This window comes from bacterium (genome assembly GCA_026708015.1).
In the GTDB taxonomy this organism is placed as follows: Bacteria; Actinomycetota; Acidimicrobiia; order Acidimicrobiales; family Bin134; genus Poriferisocius.
The window spans coordinates 122511-139387 of the sequence record JAPOVT010000003.1 but is presented as its reverse complement, the minus strand read 5'-3'; the positions used below and the strand labels follow the sequence as shown (position 1 = coordinate 139387).

General features: G+C 60.1%; 16 protein-coding genes and 1 pseudogene. 9 read left to right on the top strand and 8 right to left on the bottom strand.

The features are described from left to right. The first annotated feature begins 395 nt into the window (after positions 1-395). Entirely contained in the window at positions 396-2678 is a 2283-nt protein-coding gene (locus tag OXG30_01185) for a LysM peptidoglycan-binding domain-containing protein (protein ID MCY4133516.1), read from the top strand. Here the strand turns inward: OXG30_01185 and OXG30_01180 are convergent. Continuing rightward, complete coding sequence (locus OXG30_01180) at positions 2671-3993, bottom strand: DUF4349 domain-containing protein (GenBank protein MCY4133515.1); 1323 nt, start codon at positions 3991-3993, stop codon at positions 2671-2673. The two genes, OXG30_01185 and OXG30_01180, sit on opposite strands and share 8 nt — an antisense overlap. Positions 3994-4215: 222 nt before the next feature. Between OXG30_01180 and OXG30_01175 the strand changes: the two genes are divergently transcribed. The 6 genes from OXG30_01175 to OXG30_01150 all read left to right on the top strand — a co-directional run bounded on the left by OXG30_01175 (position 4216) and on the right by OXG30_01150 (position 8530). Continuing rightward, positions 4216-4761, top strand: a complete 546-nt coding sequence (locus tag OXG30_01175; GenBank protein ID MCY4133514.1) for a sigma-70 family RNA polymerase sigma factor — start codon at positions 4216-4218, stop codon at positions 4759-4761. Further along, on the top strand, positions 4758-5573 hold the full coding sequence (locus tag OXG30_01170; GenBank protein ID MCY4133513.1) for a hypothetical protein: 816 nt from the start codon (positions 4758-4760) through the stop codon (positions 5571-5573). Before OXG30_01175 ends, OXG30_01170 begins: the two co-directional genes overlap by 4 nt. 58 nt (positions 5574-5631) lie before the next feature. Beyond that, a complete protein-coding gene (locus tag OXG30_01165; GenBank protein ID MCY4133512.1) occupies positions 5632-5961 on the top strand; it encodes a hypothetical protein in 330 nt (109 codons plus the stop codon). Then, entirely contained in the window at positions 5958-6944 is a 987-nt protein-coding gene (trxB, locus tag OXG30_01160) for a thioredoxin-disulfide reductase (protein MCY4133511.1), read from the top strand. Before OXG30_01165 ends, trxB begins: the two co-directional genes overlap by 4 nt. Before the next feature lie 225 nt (positions 6945-7169). Further along, on the top strand, positions 7170-7499 hold the full coding sequence (gene trxA / locus OXG30_01155; protein ID MCY4133510.1) for a thioredoxin: 330 nt from the start codon (positions 7170-7172) through the stop codon (positions 7497-7499). A gap of 50 nt (positions 7500-7549) precedes the next feature. Continuing rightward, positions 7550-8530 carry a peptidoglycan-binding protein gene (locus OXG30_01150; GenBank protein ID MCY4133509.1) on the top strand — a complete coding sequence of 327 codons (981 nt, stop codon included), beginning with the start codon at positions 7550-7552 and terminating at the stop codon, positions 8528-8530. On the opposite strand, the gene OXG30_01145 is transcribed toward OXG30_01150, so the two are convergent. The 7 genes and pseudogenes from OXG30_01145 to rpmH form a co-directional block, all read right to left on the bottom strand. After that, entirely contained in the window at positions 8531-9409 is an 879-nt protein-coding gene (locus OXG30_01145; GenBank protein MCY4133508.1) for a ParB/RepB/Spo0J family partition protein, read from the bottom strand. Further along, on the bottom strand, positions 9384-10190 hold the full coding sequence (locus OXG30_01140; protein MCY4133507.1) for an AAA family ATPase: 807 nt from the start codon (positions 10188-10190) through the stop codon (positions 9384-9386). Before OXG30_01140 ends, OXG30_01145 begins: the two co-directional genes overlap by 26 nt. Positions 10191-10237: 47 nt before the next feature. After that, positions 10238-10819, bottom strand: a complete 582-nt coding sequence (locus OXG30_01135) for a class I SAM-dependent methyltransferase (protein ID MCY4133506.1) — start codon at positions 10817-10819, stop codon at positions 10238-10240. Between the two features lie 3 nt (positions 10820-10822). After that, on the bottom strand, positions 10823-11302 hold the full coding sequence (locus OXG30_01130) for a hypothetical protein (protein MCY4133505.1): 480 nt from the start codon (positions 11300-11302) through the stop codon (positions 10823-10825). A gap of 482 nt (positions 11303-11784) precedes the next feature. After that, positions 11785-13026 carry a YidC/Oxa1 family membrane protein insertase gene (locus tag OXG30_01125; protein ID MCY4133504.1) on the bottom strand — a complete coding sequence of 414 codons (1242 nt, stop codon included), beginning with the start codon at positions 13024-13026 and terminating at the stop codon, positions 11785-11787. 52 nt (positions 13027-13078) lie between these two features. After that, a pseudogene (yidD, locus tag OXG30_01120) lies at positions 13079-13270 on the bottom strand (membrane protein insertion efficiency factor YidD). Between the two features lie 394 nt (positions 13271-13664). After that, the gene (gene rpmH, locus OXG30_01115) at positions 13665-13799 is read right to left on the bottom strand and encodes a 50S ribosomal protein L34 (protein MCY4133503.1); all 135 of its coding nucleotides are present in this window, start codon (positions 13797-13799) and stop codon (positions 13665-13667) included. 318 nt (positions 13800-14117) lie between these two features. Between rpmH and dnaA the strand changes: the two genes are divergently transcribed. Further along, on the top strand, positions 14118-15536 hold the full coding sequence (dnaA, locus tag OXG30_01110) for a chromosomal replication initiator protein DnaA (GenBank protein MCY4133502.1): 1419 nt from the start codon (positions 14118-14120) through the stop codon (positions 15534-15536). Positions 15537-15778: 242 nt separating this feature from the next. Further along, the gene (gene dnaN / locus OXG30_01105; GenBank protein ID MCY4133501.1) at positions 15779-16873 is read left to right on the top strand and encodes a DNA polymerase III subunit beta; all 1095 of its coding nucleotides are present in this window, start codon (positions 15779-15781) and stop codon (positions 16871-16873) included. The last annotated feature ends 4 nt before the right edge of the window (positions 16874-16877 follow it).

Sequence of the window (16877 nt, the reverse complement as noted above, 5' to 3'; positions counted from 1 at the left end):
TGTTTGCCGGGGTGGGGGTAGAAGCGTGGGCTCACCTTCGAGGCCGAGTTGCCCCTCGAGTTGCCCTCTTGCCTTCGTTCATTCAGCGCTTTTCAGCCCAAATCATGGGGACGACCCTCCTGGTCGCCTTCTCATTGCAACACCCAGGAATCGCAACGGCCGACAACCAAGAGCTACTTGCCCCAACAACATTCAAGATAGATGCAGAGCCCGCAGATGCAGGACCCCTCACCCACACCGTGGAGCGAAACGACAGCCTGCGCCAGGTGGCTGAGCGGTACCTGGGAGATCCGAACAGATGGACTGAGGTGTTCGTCTTGAACAAGGGGCAAGCCCAGACAGACGGAGGGTCGCTTTCAGACCCAAGCCAACTTCAAGCAGGTTGGGAGCTTGTCATGCCCGCTGATTCACATGCTCCGAGTGCCGCCGAATTCAGAATTGCCGAGAATTCCGAGGGGAGTCAGAAGGCTGACGTCGCTGCCGCAGAACTCGACCATTCCTTTATCACAGTCCAAGAAGGCGACACCTTGTGGGGATTGGCGGCTCAGCATCTCGATGGTCCCGAAAGGTGGGTTGACATCTTCAGCTCCAACCAAAACATCATTCAAGACCCAGAAGTCATCCTGCCTGGATGGCAGCTCGAGATCCCAGCGGTTGATTCCAAGCCGACTGAGGCTTTGCCTCCGGCCCAACCCATTCCGGAGACCATCGGCTACACCACGCTCCAAGTCCAGCCCTTGGCGGATACCGTCGACCATGTCGCCCCCGTATCGGCCTACGCCACGGCAAGACCAACCGTGGTGGCCGTCGTCCCCTCCGAAAGCAAAGACCGCCAGTCAGCCCTCAACAGGGAGGCAATGTTTGCAGTCGGTGGTCTCGGCGTCTTCGCCAGCAGCCTCGGATGGGTACTGGCGCGACTTCGACGGACTCAGCGCCGCCGATTGCCAACTGGTCGAATGCCCGTGCCGCCGTCGGATGGCGCCGTTCAGCTGGACCAGCAATTGCAGGCTGCTTCCGATCCCGACGCAGCTCTCTTCTTGGACGCGTCATTGCGGATCATGTCTTCTCGAATTGCTGACAATCCCCCACCCAGCATCATCGGAGTGACGATGGACTCAAGCAGTGTGTCGATTCACCTCAGCTCTCCAGAAGAGGCTCCACCCGGATTTCACATCGAAGAAGACGGTACGACTTGGACCCTGCCGAAGGACCCCGGACTGGAGCTACTCCTAGCTGAATCCGATGATGTGCCCGCTCCTCTGCCCACTCTGGCCACCGTGGGCAAGAAAGACGGCGACGAGTTCCTGCTGAACCTTGAACACATGGCCACTCTGAACCTGGAAGGCAACCACCAAGCGATCATCGAACTTTGCGCGGCCATGGCAATGCAGCTGGCCAGCAGCCATTTGGCTGACGATCTCACCGTCTTGTGTGTGGGGTTCGGACAGGAGCTCACAGTGTTGGAACGGGTCGAGCACGTATCCGATCTAGCTTCTGCCACCGAGCGAGTCAAGCGCCACCAACGTCAGAATCAGGCACTGCTAGGAAGCCATCCTCCCGTCGACCGCAGCAGAATCGGAGGCAATGGCGACTTCTCTCATCCAATGGTGGCTTTGGTCCCCCACCAACTGAGTCGGGGAGACGCTATTGAACTTCTCGAGGCATGTGACTCATCGGTCAGCGTCGTAGCCCACGGACTCGACGGCGCTTCATGGACGGGACAACTCGATGAACACGGCCTGCTGCTTCAACCCATCGGACTTCAACTTGAAACCCACGGTTTGCCCGATGCAGCCATCGCCGCCTTTGCTGAATTGGCCTCTTCAGCCAAAGACACTGAGGGAGTGGCCCTGACTGTGCCGCCAGAACCGCAACCGATCAAAGTCAGGCACGATACATCCGCAATCGATCTATTGACTGTCGACATTGAAGTCCGGGTGCTGGGAACCATAGAAGTGTTGGGAGCTGCACATCCGTTTACTTCCCGCCGAGCCCTGGATCTGGTTACCTATCTGGCCTTTCATCCTGAAGGAGCTGATCGAGACCAATTGCGAACCCATATTTGGCCCTCCGACGAACCTCCATCTGAGTCCACTCTGGCCAACACGGTGAGCCGAGCTCGCAAGGCCTTAGGGACCAACGAGGACGGTGATTTGTATATGCCCAGAGTGAGCGCCAAGGGGATTTATCAGCTTCGGGCAGGAGTGGGGACTGACGTCGGCAGGTTTGAAGCACTCATATCCGCCGCCCGCAAGGATGTTGGCGAGCGCGGTCGAGAACAGCTTCAATCTGCTCTTGACTTGGTACGGGGAACCCCCTTTACCGGCGGTGCCGGCGACATGTTCCGATGGGCTGACTTCGGACTGCGTACCCATATCGATTGTTTGGTGGATACTGCCGCCCACGAATTGGCCAAAAGGTACTTGGAGGTTGGTGATACCGACAGCGCCAAGAGGGCGGTCTCGACCAGCCTCCAGCTAATAGGGGTCTGCGAACAGTGCTACCGCCTACGGCTGATGGCTGCCGCCGAAAACCCCACTGAGGTGCGCCAGATCATGGCGGAGCTAGTGCACTTGCTGAAGCGGGAAAACAATCAGCCCGAGTCCGACGACCTCATCGGTCCCGAACTGCTGGAACTCTACGAGCAGTTGATGTCATCTGGTTCGTTATTCAGATAGCCAGCGGAGGCGGCGACTCCGCTTTGCGGTTGCGCCGGCGGCGGATCCACCAGATCAGGGCGGCGATGGCCGCGATGATGGGTAGGAAGGGCAGCAGCACGCCGACCACGATCAGGATCACGCTGAACACGGCCACCACGCCGCTGGCGCCGTCGGAGACGGAGTCGCCGAACCCGGGCAGGGCATCGTCGGTGTCCACACGAACCCACACCACCGAATCGCCCCACACCTCGTCAAGGGCGGTGCCGTCGAAGTTGACCGGGGTGGCGGTGACTTCCAGCTCGATGGGCAGTCCTCGGGTTGCCACCCGGCCGGCCAGTCGGCCCTCTTCGATAGGCAGCTCCAACACCGCGGCCATGAGCTCGTTGGGCTCGATGCGGTTGAAGGTGCCCTGGGCGGGTCGGAAATTGTCCAGGTTGAGGCGCAGGTTTCGCGTGCTCACCTCCACATCGGTGAGCGCCGAGGTGCCGGCGTTCTCCACTTCCAGGCATAGATAGACCTCGGCCTCGGGCTCCACGGTGATGTTCTGCACGCCCAGGCACGGGTCGTCTGCATCTTCGGACACCCAGGCGGTGACCAAGATTCCGGTGTCGGGCAAAACGGTGGGCGACTGGGTGATGGTGAGCGTGATGGTGGCCAGATCAACCTGGTCCTCCAAGGTGCGCAACTGACCCCGCAGCCGCTCCAGGGTGGTCTCCCGGTCGAGCAGCTCTCGCTCGAGTTCGGCCACGTCTTCGAGATCGGTGGCCTCTTGAAGGAAGTTCCGGAGGCGGTCCACGCTGGCCTCGGCGGTGATGATGCGGCTTCTCAGATCGACGATGATCTCGGTCACGTCGTCAGAAGTGATGGACTGGTCGACCAGCTTGCCTACTCCCGATAACCGTTCAAGGGCGGTGGAGAAGTTTTGGGGCAGCACCTTGAAGGTGATGTCGGTGCGGGGAGTGGGTTCGGTTCGCGTGTTCTGGGAGAACACAATGCCGCCCAGCCCCTGCACGATGGCCACCGCCTCCCGGCTGGCTGCTTCCACATCATCGGCCTGTACCGAGATCGCGGCGGTGTAGATAATGTCGCGGCCCAGATCGGCGGGAGTCAGGGCGGTGGGCACGGCCAAGCCGCCGTCGTCGCCGGAGGTTTGAACAATCGCGATTTCCTCGCTGGCCGCTTCTTCCGCTGGTTGAGATTCTGGGAGCGCCGAATCCGGGGAGCTGCTTTCCACCATTGCTGGCGCGGCCATGTCATCAGCGGGTGCAGCCATGCTTGCGCCGGCGTCGTCGTCGTTTCCAGCATTGCAGGCACCGAGCAGCACGAACATCATGCTGAGCAGCGCTAAAAAAATGAAGGTCCGGATGTGGTTTTTCGGCCTGGTTGAAATGCGGTTGACGCGGTACATGGGTGTCCTCCCCCTTCGAGCGTTGACAACTAAGACGAAAGGCGAGGCGGATTAGTTCCCGGCGGGTCTTTGTCAAAGTGCAACCAGCCAGGGTCGGAGGCTGGGTACCCTCAGGGCATCAGGGGCGCGACTGACGACACAGATCTGGTGAAAAAAGCCCAAGAGGGCGACCAGGCCGCATTCGATGCCCTATTGCGTCGGCACTACAACCGGGTCTATGCCATCTGCCGACGGCTGGCCGGCAACGAAGCCGATGTCCTGGACGCCACCCAGGAGGCGCTCATCACCCTGGTGCGGCGCATCGACCGCTTCGATGGGCGCTCCAAGTTCACCACCTGGATGCACCGGGTGGTGGTCAACGCCTGTTTGGACGAATTGCGGCGGCGGGGTCGGCGGCCAGTGCCGACCGCGGTGGAGGAACAGCCCTTGGCTGCTGCCGAGCGGCCGGTGGCTGAATCGGTGGCCGATCGACTCGACATTGAATCAGCCCTGGCTCAACTTCCCGGGTCATTCCGAGTGCCTCTGGTGCTGTGCGATCAGCTGGGCATGAGCTACGAGGAGATTGCCCAGGAGATGGACATTCCTCCCGGAACGGTGAGATCTCGTATTTCCCGCGGGCGCCGACGCTTGGCCGAAGTGCTGAGCGGGAACCCAGAGGACCCCGGCCAACGTCACACTGGGGAGAAACCATGAGCGACGAACGCGGCGATCTGACCCCACAGGAAATGGACGAGTTGGCCTCCGCCTATCTGGACGGGGAAGCCACGCCAGAAGAGGCCGCCCTGGTGGAGAGCGATGCTCGCATGCAAGCTCTGGTGGAGGAACTCCGGGCGGTGCGGGATCTGATGGCCGCACCAGTGGAAGGGCCTTCCGACGAAGTGCGGGACCAGATGATTGCCCAGGCGCTGAATCACCGGGCCCCAGTGGTTTCGATGGATACGGCCCGGCGGCGGCTGCGGGCCATTCCCCCCCAGGCCAGGGTGATTCTGGCGGCCGCTGCGGTGATTGCGGCCATTGCGGTGGTGGGTGTGACCATATTTGAACGGCAGGGTGACGAATTCGCCGGCGACGACGACTCGGCCTCAGCGCCAGCGATGGACGACGGTTACGCCGCTGACTCCCCGTCGGAAGACTCAGGCGAACCCGAGCCGATGATGGCCGATGAGCTAGAAGTCGCACCGACATCGGGCGAAGCCCTCTTGGTGTTTGAAACCGCGGCCGAACTTGGCGACTACGCGCTGCTACTCGCCGAAGAACTCATAGGTGCTCAGGACACCGAAAGGCTTGACGAAACCACCGATACCGATCTCATGGGGTGTCCGTTGTTTCACCAGTTCCCCGTAGAGGGCCGTGAACTCCTGACCAGATTTGATGCATTGGTAGACGAATTCGAAGTCCAGGTTTCTCTGTACCTCGCCGAGAGCGACCTGCAACTCATAGAGTCGACTCCGCCGCCCGAATGCGCGCTGCACAATGAGCACATCTTCTTCGACTGGCTCGAATAGCCCCGCCCCCCATCCACAACATCGGAAATGACACACCTCGGGGGTAGTCTGAGGTTCTATGGCTAAAGCCTCTGAGCCTAAGGAAGACCCAACCACCGCTTCGATGCTAGGGCTGTCTGAGGACTGGCCTGAGCAGGCCGCTGATGCCGTCGTCAATGCCGTGGACAAGGTCCGCGATGTGACCACCGGGCCGGTAATCAACGTCAGCCGACTGTTCGCCTATCTCATTTTTGGGGTGTTTCCCCTGATCATCGTGCTGGTGCTGGGCATAATTGCCGCGGTGCGAGGACTAGAGGTAGCTACCGGAAGGGCTTGGGCGGCCCACGGGATCCTCGGCCTGTTGTTTGTGTCACTTGGTGCCTTGGCCTGGTCGAGGCGAGCTTCATGACCAACTCCTCAACATCGGAGCAGGGCATCCGCAATGTGATCATCGTCGGCTCGGGCCCGGCTGGGCTGACGGCGGCCGTCTACTCGGCCCGAGCCAACCTTGCTCCCCTGGTCATCGAAGGCGAGCCGTCCTCCACCAGCGACCAGCCCGGTGGCCAATTGATGCTCACCACCGACGTGGAGAACTACCCCGGGTTTCCCGACGGGGTGATGGGCCCGGAGCTGATGATCAAGTTCCGAGAGCAAGCTCAGCGATTCGGCGCTGAGATGCTCACCGACAAGGTCACCCGGGTCGATTTTTCGGGCCCACCCCACGGCGTGTGGGTCGGTGACCCGACTGCCTCCGAGCCTACTTACCGGGCCTGGGCGGTGATCGTGTCCACCGGGGCCCAGTCGATCATGCTCGGCCTCGAGGCCGAGGAGAGGCTGATCGGCCACGGCTTGTCCACCTGCGCCACCTGCGACGGCTTCTTCTTCCGGGATCAGCACATCGCCGTGGTGGGCGGGGGCGATTCCGCCATGGAGGAAGCCACCTTTTTAACGCGGTTTGCATCGAAAGTAACGGTCATACACCGACGAGACGAATTGCGGGCTTCAAAGATAATGCAAGACCGGGCGTTCGCCAACGACCGCATCGAATTTCTGTGGAACAACGTGGTAACCGATATTCAAGGCGACCAAAAGCTGGCCGGCGTCGAAGTGCAGAACACCGTCACCGGAGAGACTTCCGTGCTCGACGTGACCGGGTTGTTCATCGCCATCGGCCACCGCCCCAATACCGACTTGTTCGAGGGACATCTGAAGCGCAAAGAGAACGGGTATTTGGTAACCGAGCCCGACTCCAGCTGCACCGAGATCGAGGGGGTTTTCGCCTGTGGCGACGTGCAGGATGACTATTACCGCCAGGCGGTTACCGCGGCGGGGTCAGGCTGTATGGCAGCCATCGACGCCGAGCGCTGGCTGGAGTCCGCCGGACACGGATAGTGGTCCGTCAGCGAATTTGCTTGCGCGGATCGCGACGGCAGCGCGTTCCTCGCAAGGCGCACCGACGCAGCCGTACCCGGAGCGTACGGCAAGGAGGAGCAACGCAGCGAGGGGCGTCGATGCCTAGCAGGACGCCGAGCAAATTCGCTGACGGATCACTAAGCTCGAAGGGTCGCTGATAGGCTAACCGTTCCCCGACCGCACCGAACGAAGGGACGCTCAAAGATGGCAGAGAGCATCGCCACGCTCACCAACGAGACATTCGACGAGGTCATCGGCAGCGCCGAGTTGCCGGTCGTGGTCGATTTCTGGGCTGAGTGGTGCGGCCCTTGCAAGATGATCGCCCCGATTCTCGATGAGATCGCGGTCGAGAAGGCTGGCGTGATCAGCGTGGCCAAGCTCAACGTGGATGACGCCCAAGACGTGGCGCTGCGTTATCAAGTTATGAGCATTCCCACGTTGATCGTGTTCAAAGACGGAGAACCGGCCAAGCGGATCGTCGGCGCCAAGGGCAAGCAACAGCTGCTCCAGGAGATCGGCGAAGTCGCCTTTTGATTGTCCACCCACGCTCGTAATCTGCGGGGGGCGCAGCAGGAGCGCACAAATTGGCCGATTACCACCCCCCTACCCTCAAGCGAGGCGACGAGAGCGACGACGTCGTTGCCTTGCAGCAGAAGCTGGCAACTGCGGGCTTTGCACTGGCCCTTTCGGCAAACGGGATCTTCGACGCCTCTACCGCAGCCGCCGTCGCCGACTTCCAAGCCAGCCGCGGTCTTAGCGTCGACGGGATCTGCGGACCGCACACCTGGACTGCACTGCAAGAAGCCAGCTGGGCACTGGGCGACCGCAACCTCTTTTCGAGCCAGCCCATGCTGAGGGGCGACGACGTGGCCGAGTTGCAGCTTCGGCTCGGTTCGATGGGATTCGATGCGGGCCGGGTGGACGGGATATTTGGACCCGATACCGCCGGTGCGGTTGAGGAATTCCAGCTCAACAGCGGATTGGTGGCCGATGCGGTGTGCGGACCGGAGACCACCGCGGCGTTGCTGCGCATGTCAGCCAGAGTCACCCCGGCCACGGTGGCGACGGTTCGGGAGCGGGCCAAGCTCCAGCGAACCCCTCGCCGGCTGACCGAACAGCACATCATGATCGCATCATCGAACACAATGGCCGCGGTGGCCGGAGAATTGGCCACCGGTCTGCGGCGGTCGGGGGCGACCGTCAGCGAGGCTTGCGACTGGCCCGAGTCCCAACGAGTAGACGAGGCCAATCGACTTGAAGTGGACGTGTACCTGGGGTTGCTCCCATCTGAGGAAGCAGAATGCCGAGTGGCCTATTTTGCCACCGAGGGGTTCGTCTCCCCCGGCGGCCAGCGCTTGGCCAGCATTCTGGGCCAACGACTGCCGGCGGCATTAGGCATCGAGGGCGCCGACGTAAGGGGGATGCGGCTGCCCGTACTGCGTCACACCCGCATGACCGCGGTCCAGTGCCTCGTCGGCCCTCCCGGCCTGGTTCAAGCCCGCCTCTCGCCTCTCGCCCGCTCTATCGAAGGCAGCCTGGCCTCTTGGGCAACCAGACCGGCCTAATCAGGCCTGGAGCATTACCCGGTAGATCCGCTCCAAATCATCCAGGTCAGCAAACTGAATTACCAGTTTTCCCTGACCCTTGCCGAGCGTCACATCCACCTTGGTATCGAGATGATCACTCAACAGGCTCTCCAACTCCAGCACCGCTGCTCCCCTGTCGGCACCGCTAGCCCGCTGCGCCGGCCGCTTGGCCTTCTGGGCGGCTGGTGCGACGCCCCGGGCTGCTTCTTCCACCATCCGCACCGTCAGTCCGTCTGACACTGCCTTCTTGGCCAACGTGATCAAACGCTTCTCGTTGACGATGCCAAGCAGGGCACGAGCGTGGCCGGCCGACAGCGAGCCGCTTATGACCATGTCCTTTACTTCGTCGGGGAGCTGCAAGAGACGCACCGTGTTGGCCACCGCCGATCGGCTGCGGCCCAGCCGCTTGGCCACGGTCTCCTGAGTGAAACCGAACTCATCCATCAACTGCTGGCAGGCAACCGCTTCTTCGATGGCATTCAGGTCTTCCCGGTGCAAGTTCTCCAATAGGGCCTGCTCCAGGGTATCGGCGTCCTCTGCGGTGCGGACCACTGCGGGAATCCGGTCCAGCCCCGCCTGTCGGGCCGCTCGGCACCGCCGCTCTCCGGCGATCAGCTCATATCTTCCGTCAACACTGGGTCGAACCAGTACAGGTTGTAGTACGCCGACCTCGCGGATTGACTCTGTCAGCACGTTCAGCGAGGCCTGATCGAACTTGCCTCGCGGCTGATAGGGATTCACCGCTATCGCATCAAGGGGTAGCTCCAAGTACGACGCCGAGCGCACCCCTTCGGCCGGGGACGCGGAGTCGGAAATCAGAGCGCTGAGGCCCCTACCCAACCCGGGCGAGCGCGCCATCAGACACCTCCTTGGCCAGTTCGCGGTAAGCCAGTGCTCCCCGAGACCGGGGATGCGTAATGGTCACCGGAGCTCCATACGATGGGGCCTCTGCCAAGCGGATGTTCCGGGGAATTATCTGATGGCAGACCTTGTCACCGAAATAGCTGCGGATCTCCGAGGCCACCTGGGCCGAAAGCTTGGTGCGGCCGTCGTACATAACCAGCACGATAAGGGAGATCGCTAGATCGCTGTTCAGGCTGCTGCGAACCAACTCGATGTTCCGCATGAGCTGCCCAAGGCCTTCCAGTGCGTAGTACTCGCACTGGATTGGAACCATCACCTCACGGGCAGCGGCCATGGCGTTGACGGTGAGCAAGCCGAGTGAAGGAGGGCAGTCCACGAATACGAAATCGAATTCCCCGTACACCGTGGAGATAGCGTTGTCGAGTCTTCGCTCGCGGTTGAAAGCCGGTACCAGCTCTATCTCGGCGCCGGCCAGATCCAGTGTGGACGGCGATACCCAGAGATTCTTGATCTGGGTGGCGACGATGCTGTCCCTCATGCTCCCGTTTTGCAGCAAGACGTCGTAGGTGGATACACCGCCGGAAAATGGATCGATGCCCAATCCGGTCGTGGCATTGGCCTGCGGGTCCAAGTCGACCACGAGCACTCGATGGCCGTTCTCGGCGAGGCAGGCCGAGAGATTGACGGCGGTCGTGGTCTTGCCGACACCGCCCTTTTGATTGGCCACCGCGATCACGCGGCATGGCCCAGACTGAGTTGATTCCTGTAGGGACATCCAGGCAATTGTCCCTCACCCTCAACCTCGTATCAAGCACCCCTCGCTCAATGTTTCACATGAAACATCGCTGTTCGAGTAACTCGGTGGAATTTTGGGGATGTGGAGGTGAGGTTGTCAGGGGATAGGCCGTAGTCAGGGAGAAGTTCAGAGGGCCAGGGGATGGCGTCGGGGGCGGCGCTTACGATGAGTTCGCCGCCGATGCAGAGCAGGGGAGCAGCCGCTTGAATCACCGACAATGGCGTTCCGAAACTGCGGGCTGTTACAAGATCAGCCCGGGCCTGATACTCCTTGTCTTGGCTGAAGTTCTCAGCGTTGGCATGAAATACGGCTACACGCTCGGACCATCCCAACCGAGCACAGTGCAGCTCCAAGAAAGCAGCTCTGGGGAGCGAGGACTCCACCAGTGTCCAATTGGACTGGGGCCAGGCCGCAGCGAGAACTAGGGCTGGCAGGCCACCGCCGCTCCCCAAGTCCACAGCCCTGTCGGGGACAGACGCGGCAGCCGCGGCAAAGCCCAGGGAGTGGTCGATTTGCCAGTCGATTGCCTGAGGGCCAACCCACCCCCGCTCCTGGGCTTGGTCGAGAACCGCGGTCAGTCTCGTCCGGTCGGCGCTATCCAAGGGCACGGATCAATCGGGAATGATCACGACCCAGCGACGAGGCTCTTGGCCCTCTGAGACGGTGCTAACTCCATCGATGTCAGCGACAACGTCGTGAACCACCTTGCGGTCCGCTGCATTCATGGGCTCGAGGGGCCGCTCCGTACCACTGTCCCGAACCTCAAGGGCGATCTTCTCGCAGAATGACTCCAATGCGGCTCGTCGGCGTTCACGATACCCGCCGATGTCGACTCGGATGCGACCTTCACAGTTGCCGTCAGACTTGCGTTGCACCAGCATCCGAGAAAGGTCCTCCACCGCCCGGAGCGTGTTGCCCTTGGACCCAATGAGCAACCCCACCCCTTGAACATTTTCCACCCGCATTTCCACTGTCTCTTCGTCGACGCGCTCGGCATAGACATCGGCATCAAGTTCAAAGGCTTCCAACAGCCCATCAAGAAACTCAATTACCAGAGTGCTCTGCTCTTGCAAGCTCATCGCTTCTTCCATTGGTTTACTCTCCCTCGCTTTTTTCCCCTCTGGGGTTTTTGGTGAACGATTCTTGCCAGCTCCGTCGTTGCTCTTCCGGGCATTGCCAGACTCTTTCTGCTCGCGTGGAGCCCTCTCTCCACCCTTTGGCTTCGAACTGCGATTCTGGCCCTTACCGCCCTGGTTTCTGGCACCCTGGTTTCTGGCACCCTGGTTTCTGGCCCGATTCTTATCTTGCCGCAGATTACCCCGATCAGGCTTGCGGTTTCTGCTCCGATCTCTGTTGTTGGGGCCGCGCCGATTCCGGTCTCGCCGTTCCCGAGGCATAACCGGCCGCACTCGAGCCCTGATCCGGGCTTCGGTTTTGCGAAGGCCCAAGAGCCCGGACTTGGGCTCGTCCACGACGGAGAACTCAGCTTCGCTGCGGTCTACTCCTAGGCGGTCGAGAGCCGCCTCTTCGGCTTGGGCAATGGTCTTGCCGGTGACTTCTAGCCACTCCATGGCTACCTTCTCCTCTTCTTCCGCCGGCGCCGGCGATCAGTGGGATGTGACTGATGACCCTTTTGGGTAGTCCTGCTCGACTGGCGCTGAGCCGGCGATTGACTTGACAATTTAGCGCTGCCCGGCTTCGACCCCGAAGCCTTGGTTTCCTTGGCTCGCGTGTCTTTGGCCCGCGCTTCCTTCGCCTCTGTCTCCTTGGCGGTTCGCGGTGACGTTCGCGGCCCAGAAGATGCAGTCGTGGTGCGACGGCTGTCCGTGCGCCGCTTCGGCGGCGTCCGCGATGTGGGCCGGCGCGTGCCATGATCGGTTGCCGGGGCCCGTGATCGGGCTAGTGGACGAGGCTCTTCCTCGACTGGTTCGGGAGGCTCTTCTTCCTCTTCGTCCTCCTCGGCGCTTTCGATCAAGGCCTGGCGTTCCCGGTGTGGGTTGTAGATCCGATGGGTAATCACCGCTTGCTGGCCCACTCGAACAATGTTCGAGCTCACGAAGTACAGGTTCAGACCGGCGGGAAACCCAATGGAGATGATCGGCAAGAACCAAGGCATGACCTTCATGATCATCTGTTGCTGGGGGTTGATCGGAGTATCGGGATCGCGGCGCCCTGCTATCTGGCGCTGCTGGATATAGCTCGACACCCCGATCAGCACGATCAGCAGCAAGAAGGGGAGCGCGGTGGAGAAGGAATCTCGAAAGGCATCGGTGAGGCTGGCCGACAAATCCATCCCCAGAAAGTTCATCTCTGTGTCTTTTTCGAGCGCCATCCGCAGTTCAGAATCAGCTGCCAAATACTGGGGATTGAAAGTCCGCTCAGCAAAGTCAGGCGAAGAGGCAACCCCGCGATTACGGGGCAGTACGCCCCAACCTGCGTATGCTCCTAAGTCACTGACTCGTCGTGTCAATCCTTGGATTAGGCGGAAAAGGACGAAAAACACGGGAAGCTGAGCGAGGATGGGCAGACAGCTCCCCAGAGGATTCACGTTGTTGGCCTGATACAGGCGCATCATCTCTTCGTTCATCCGCTGGCGGTCGCCTTGATACTTGGCTTGGATTTTCTTGACCTGGGGCTGAAGGGTCTGCATTCGCAGCATGGACCGCGTCGTGTAAAACGTGAGAGGGGTGAGAACCAGCATCACCGTGAGCGTGAAAAGCATGATGGCGATGCCGTAGCTGTGGCCCAGCGTGTAATAGACGCCCAGCAGCCAAGCGAGACCGTCGAACAGACCGTCGAACACCGAGTCAAACACCCGACACCGCCTCGCTTGCTGTCGGGTCTGGGGCCAGGTGGCCGTTGGTGTCGGGCACCGGATCCCAACCGGACGGGCCCCCGGGGCGGCACCTCAGCAGTCGACGCACGCTCAGCCAGACACCCTTGGCCGCGCCGTGCACCTCCACCGCCTCAGCTGCGTAATAGGAGCAACTCGGAACATACCGACAGGGACTCGGGCGATGATCGGTAGCCCGCTGATAACCGATGATCAAACCTCGCATAACCCGGGCCGCCATGCCCCGAGTCGGCATATCGCCCTGGTGGCTTACGGAATTCATCTAGTTTTCCGATCCAGCTTAGAAAGGCATGCCGCCAGAGAAAACCGCAGGTCAGCAAAGTTGGGCTGCCCAATACCCCGTCGAGTGCCGATGAGGTAGAAGCCAGGAGTAAGTCCACTCGGCGTCTCCCGATCCAATTCCCTCACCGCCACGCGCAAACGCCGGCGGATCTTGTTCCGAATCACCGCAGAACCCAGCTGTCGAGGCACCGCGTACGCCACCTGGGCCGCGCCAACAGAGGGGTCGGGCAAATGCCGGACCCAGAGCAATCCGTCTTCCGTGCGATCTCCATCGGCACGCAGCCGAGCGAACCTCGAACGTCCCCGAAGCCGCTCGATCAGGCCGACAGCCTTTTGCGGCCGCGGCGGCGACGAGCATTGATGATCGCCCGCCCGCCTCTTGTCGTCATTCGATGCCGAAATCCGTGACGCCGAGCCCGGCGTAGCACATTCGGCTGATACGTGCGCTTCACAACTTCCTCCAAGGCCGGGGTGGCATCCTTCGGGACCGCCCTACAAGCGGCTCCCATCTCCCGGCGTCCCCTCTACGCTACGGCCTGGTCCAGCACCACGACAACCAGTTGCCCACGGAGCTGATTCACGTCCCACAACTATCACCTGAACGACAATGGCCACACCATCAACACAAGCCTCTGACCTGCGAATATCCCCCGACTCGCCCGTGCACGAACGCAGAAGAGGTGCTACAGTCCTGAATTCCAGTCAAGGCGGTGCCAACTTGGTTGGGTATAGAAAATAGATCGCGGGTTATCCACAACTTATGCACATATGTGGATACCACACATTATTATTTTGGAGTTACCACCAAAATGGTGTCAGCAACTGTTCTCTGGTCCTCATGCGCCAACAGCATTCGTACTCAAGTCCCCGACGCCGTCTGGCAGTCGACGTTTAATCCAGCAAAACCAACGTCCCTCGAAGAAGATGTTCTGGAACTAACCGTCCCGAATACAATCATTAAAGACCGCCTTGAAGGCGAATATTTCGAGGTTTTGAGAAACGCTCTTGCCAGTTCAAACGCCACACATATAACTCTAAAGATCTCCACTGAACAGGACACGACCAGTGAAGATCTGCATGTTGCCGTCTCCACTCCACCGGTAGCGCTCCCCGAAGTCGATAGCCCCAAGCAAGTCAGTCGAACCAACAACGCCCTTCATCCCAACTATGTTTTTGACAAATTCGTTACCGGCCCCTCTAACCGGTTTGCCTTGGCAGCCGCTCTATCCGTAGCCGAAACCCCTGGTAAGTCGTATAATCCCCTGTTCATTCATGGCCATGCTGGCCTCGGCAAAACCCATCTTCTCCAAGCCATCGGCCACTATGTGAAGAGCCACTACGTTGATGATCAAAGACACCCAATTAAGCGTATCGTCTACGTATCTACAGAGACTTTCCTCAATCAGTTTGTTGACGCGATTCGAACGAATACCCGCAGTGATTTCAAGAAAATCTATAGGGAGGTCGACGTTCTCCTAGTTGACGACATTCAATTTCTTGAAGGAAAAGAGGGTCTACAGGAGGAATTCTTTCATACCTTCAACTCACTGCATGAAGTAAACAAGCAAATAGTCCTAACCAGTGACCGCCCACCAGACGCTATTCCAACACTTGAAGATCGCATGACCAGTCGCTTCAAAATGGGACTCTTGACTGACATCCAACCTCCAGATATTGAGACCCGGCTGGCAATCTTGCGAAAAAAGGCTGAACAATCGAATTTCGTACTTGATGATGAAGTGCTCACGTTTATCGCAAGCAATATCAAGGACAACATCAGAGAACTAGAGGGAGCTCTAACTCGAGTTACCGCATACGCCAGCTTCAACGATAGGTATTTGGATCTTGAACTGGCCAAGTACGTCCTCCGAGACATAACCGCTCGTCGAGAGCCGCAGCCGGTCACTGCCGATGTCATCTTGAATGCCACTGCCGATCTCTTCGGCTTTCACGTTGAGGACATAGTGGGGCCGCGGCGGCAGCGACCTCTGGTGAAGGCCCGCCAAGTATCCATGTACGTCTTTCGGGAGCTGACAGAACTGAGCTATCCGGATATCGCGCGGGCCTTCGGAGGGCGCGATCACACCACGGCGATTCACGCAGTGCAGAAGATCACGAAGCAAATGGCCGAGCAGCCCGAGACTTTCAATCAAATCACCGAGCTGATTCAGAGAATCAAGAATGCGTAAGCCGCCGTCCTGGGGATCGGTAGGGGATCTACGTGGGGATGGATCCCGATTTGCTGGGGACGGGTGGGACTCCATCCACAGCAAACCGGCGAACCTCGCGTACAATCCACTTGCCTGGGGAAAGCGTCGGTGCATATAACTATGGACTGACCAGGGGAACTACCATGTTTCCACATTTCCACCGGCCTACTGCTAACAGCAGTAATTTAATTAACTACTACAGGTAAGAAAGCGAGAACCCTGTGAAATTCCGATGCGAGCGAGACGCCCTCCTCGAGGCTTTGTCGTCAACCGGTAGAGCAGCAGGTACTCGCGGGGGATTCCAGTTGGTGCTGTCCGGGGTATACATGTCGCTGGTCGGCGACGAGTTGACTTTGACGGCGACCGATCGGGAGTTGACGATCACGGTGCAACTAACAGTCGCGGGAGGCGGCGACGGCGACGCTGTGGTGACTGCTCGACTGGCTGGCGATGTAGTCCGGTCTCTTGACCCCGGTGCGGTGAGTGTGGAAGTTGACGAGAAAGGCATCCATATCGATTCCGCCCGCTCCAAATTCTCCCTGCAAACCATGGGAGTGGAGGACTTCCCCCAGATTGCCTCCCTGGAGGGAGATCCTGTGGTGTTGGAGGCGGAGGCTTTGCTGACCGCGCTGCGCCAGGTGGTGAAGGCGGCATCGGCAGATGAGTCCCGGCCGGTGTTGACGGGGGTGCTGTTGTCGGCTGAGCAAGAGGGCCTTCGCCTGGTCACCACGGATTCCTACCGCTTGGCGCTATGTGATTTGCCTGGCTTGGAAGTGCTCGAATCCGACCAGAGTGTGTTGGTCCCCTCCAGGGCGCTGCATGAGGTGATTCGACTGTTGGGGGACGTCGATCAAGTGAGCGTCCGCTTCAGTGAGCGGGAGGCGTCGTTCACACTGGGGGCGGTAACGGTTACCACCCGGCTGATTGAAGGGGAGTTTCCCAGCTATCAGGGATTGATCCCAAGCCATCAGCCGAACCGGCTCACCGTGAGCACCGAAGCCTTCATTAGCGCGGTGAAGAGGGTTCGCCTCATGGCTCAGGACTCGACGCCGATTCGATTGGACATGTCAAGTACTGGGCTCGATCTGTCGGCTACGACGCAAGACGTGGGTGAAGCCAGAGAACAGTTGGACGCGGCGTTTGAAGGCGAAGATCTAACGGTGGCCTTCAATCCCGAGTATTTGCTCGACGGCGCAGAGGCCGCACCTGGCGAGGAGATCGTGCTGAACACGGTTGACGCGTTGAAGCCGGCGGTAATCCGAACACCGGATTCCGAAGAGTTCCTGTACTTGTTGATGCCCGTGCGCATCAACTGAGCAG

Excerpts from the sequence above, each read along its gene's own strand:
- OXG30_01180 (MCY4133515.1), bottom strand. The coding sequence starts at position 3,993 with ATGATGTTCGTGCTGCTCGGTGCCTGCAATGCTGGAAACGACGACGAC.
- OXG30_01145 (MCY4133508.1), bottom strand. The coding sequence starts at position 9,409 with ATGGCGCGCTCGCCCGGGTTGGGTAGGGGCCTCAGCGCTCTGATTTCC.
- OXG30_01165 (MCY4133512.1), top strand. The coding sequence starts at position 5,632 with ATGGCTAAAGCCTCTGAGCCTAAGGAAGACCCAACCACCGCTTCGATG.
- trxB (MCY4133511.1), top strand. The coding sequence starts at position 5,958 with ATGACCAACTCCTCAACATCGGAGCAGGGCATCCGCAATGTGATCATC.
- OXG30_01140 (MCY4133507.1), bottom strand. The coding sequence starts at position 10,190 with ATGTCCCTACAGGAATCAACTCAGTCTGGGCCATGCCGCGTGATCGCG.
- OXG30_01185 (MCY4133516.1), top strand. The coding sequence starts at position 396 with ATGCCCGCTGATTCACATGCTCCGAGTGCCGCCGAATTCAGAATTGCC.
- trxA (MCY4133510.1), top strand. The coding sequence starts at position 7,170 with ATGGCAGAGAGCATCGCCACGCTCACCAACGAGACATTCGACGAGGTC.
- OXG30_01130 (MCY4133505.1), bottom strand. The coding sequence starts at position 11,302 with ATGGAAGAAGCGATGAGCTTGCAAGAGCAGAGCACTCTGGTAATTGAG.
- OXG30_01170 (MCY4133513.1), top strand. The coding sequence starts at position 4,758 with ATGAGCGACGAACGCGGCGATCTGACCCCACAGGAAATGGACGAGTTG.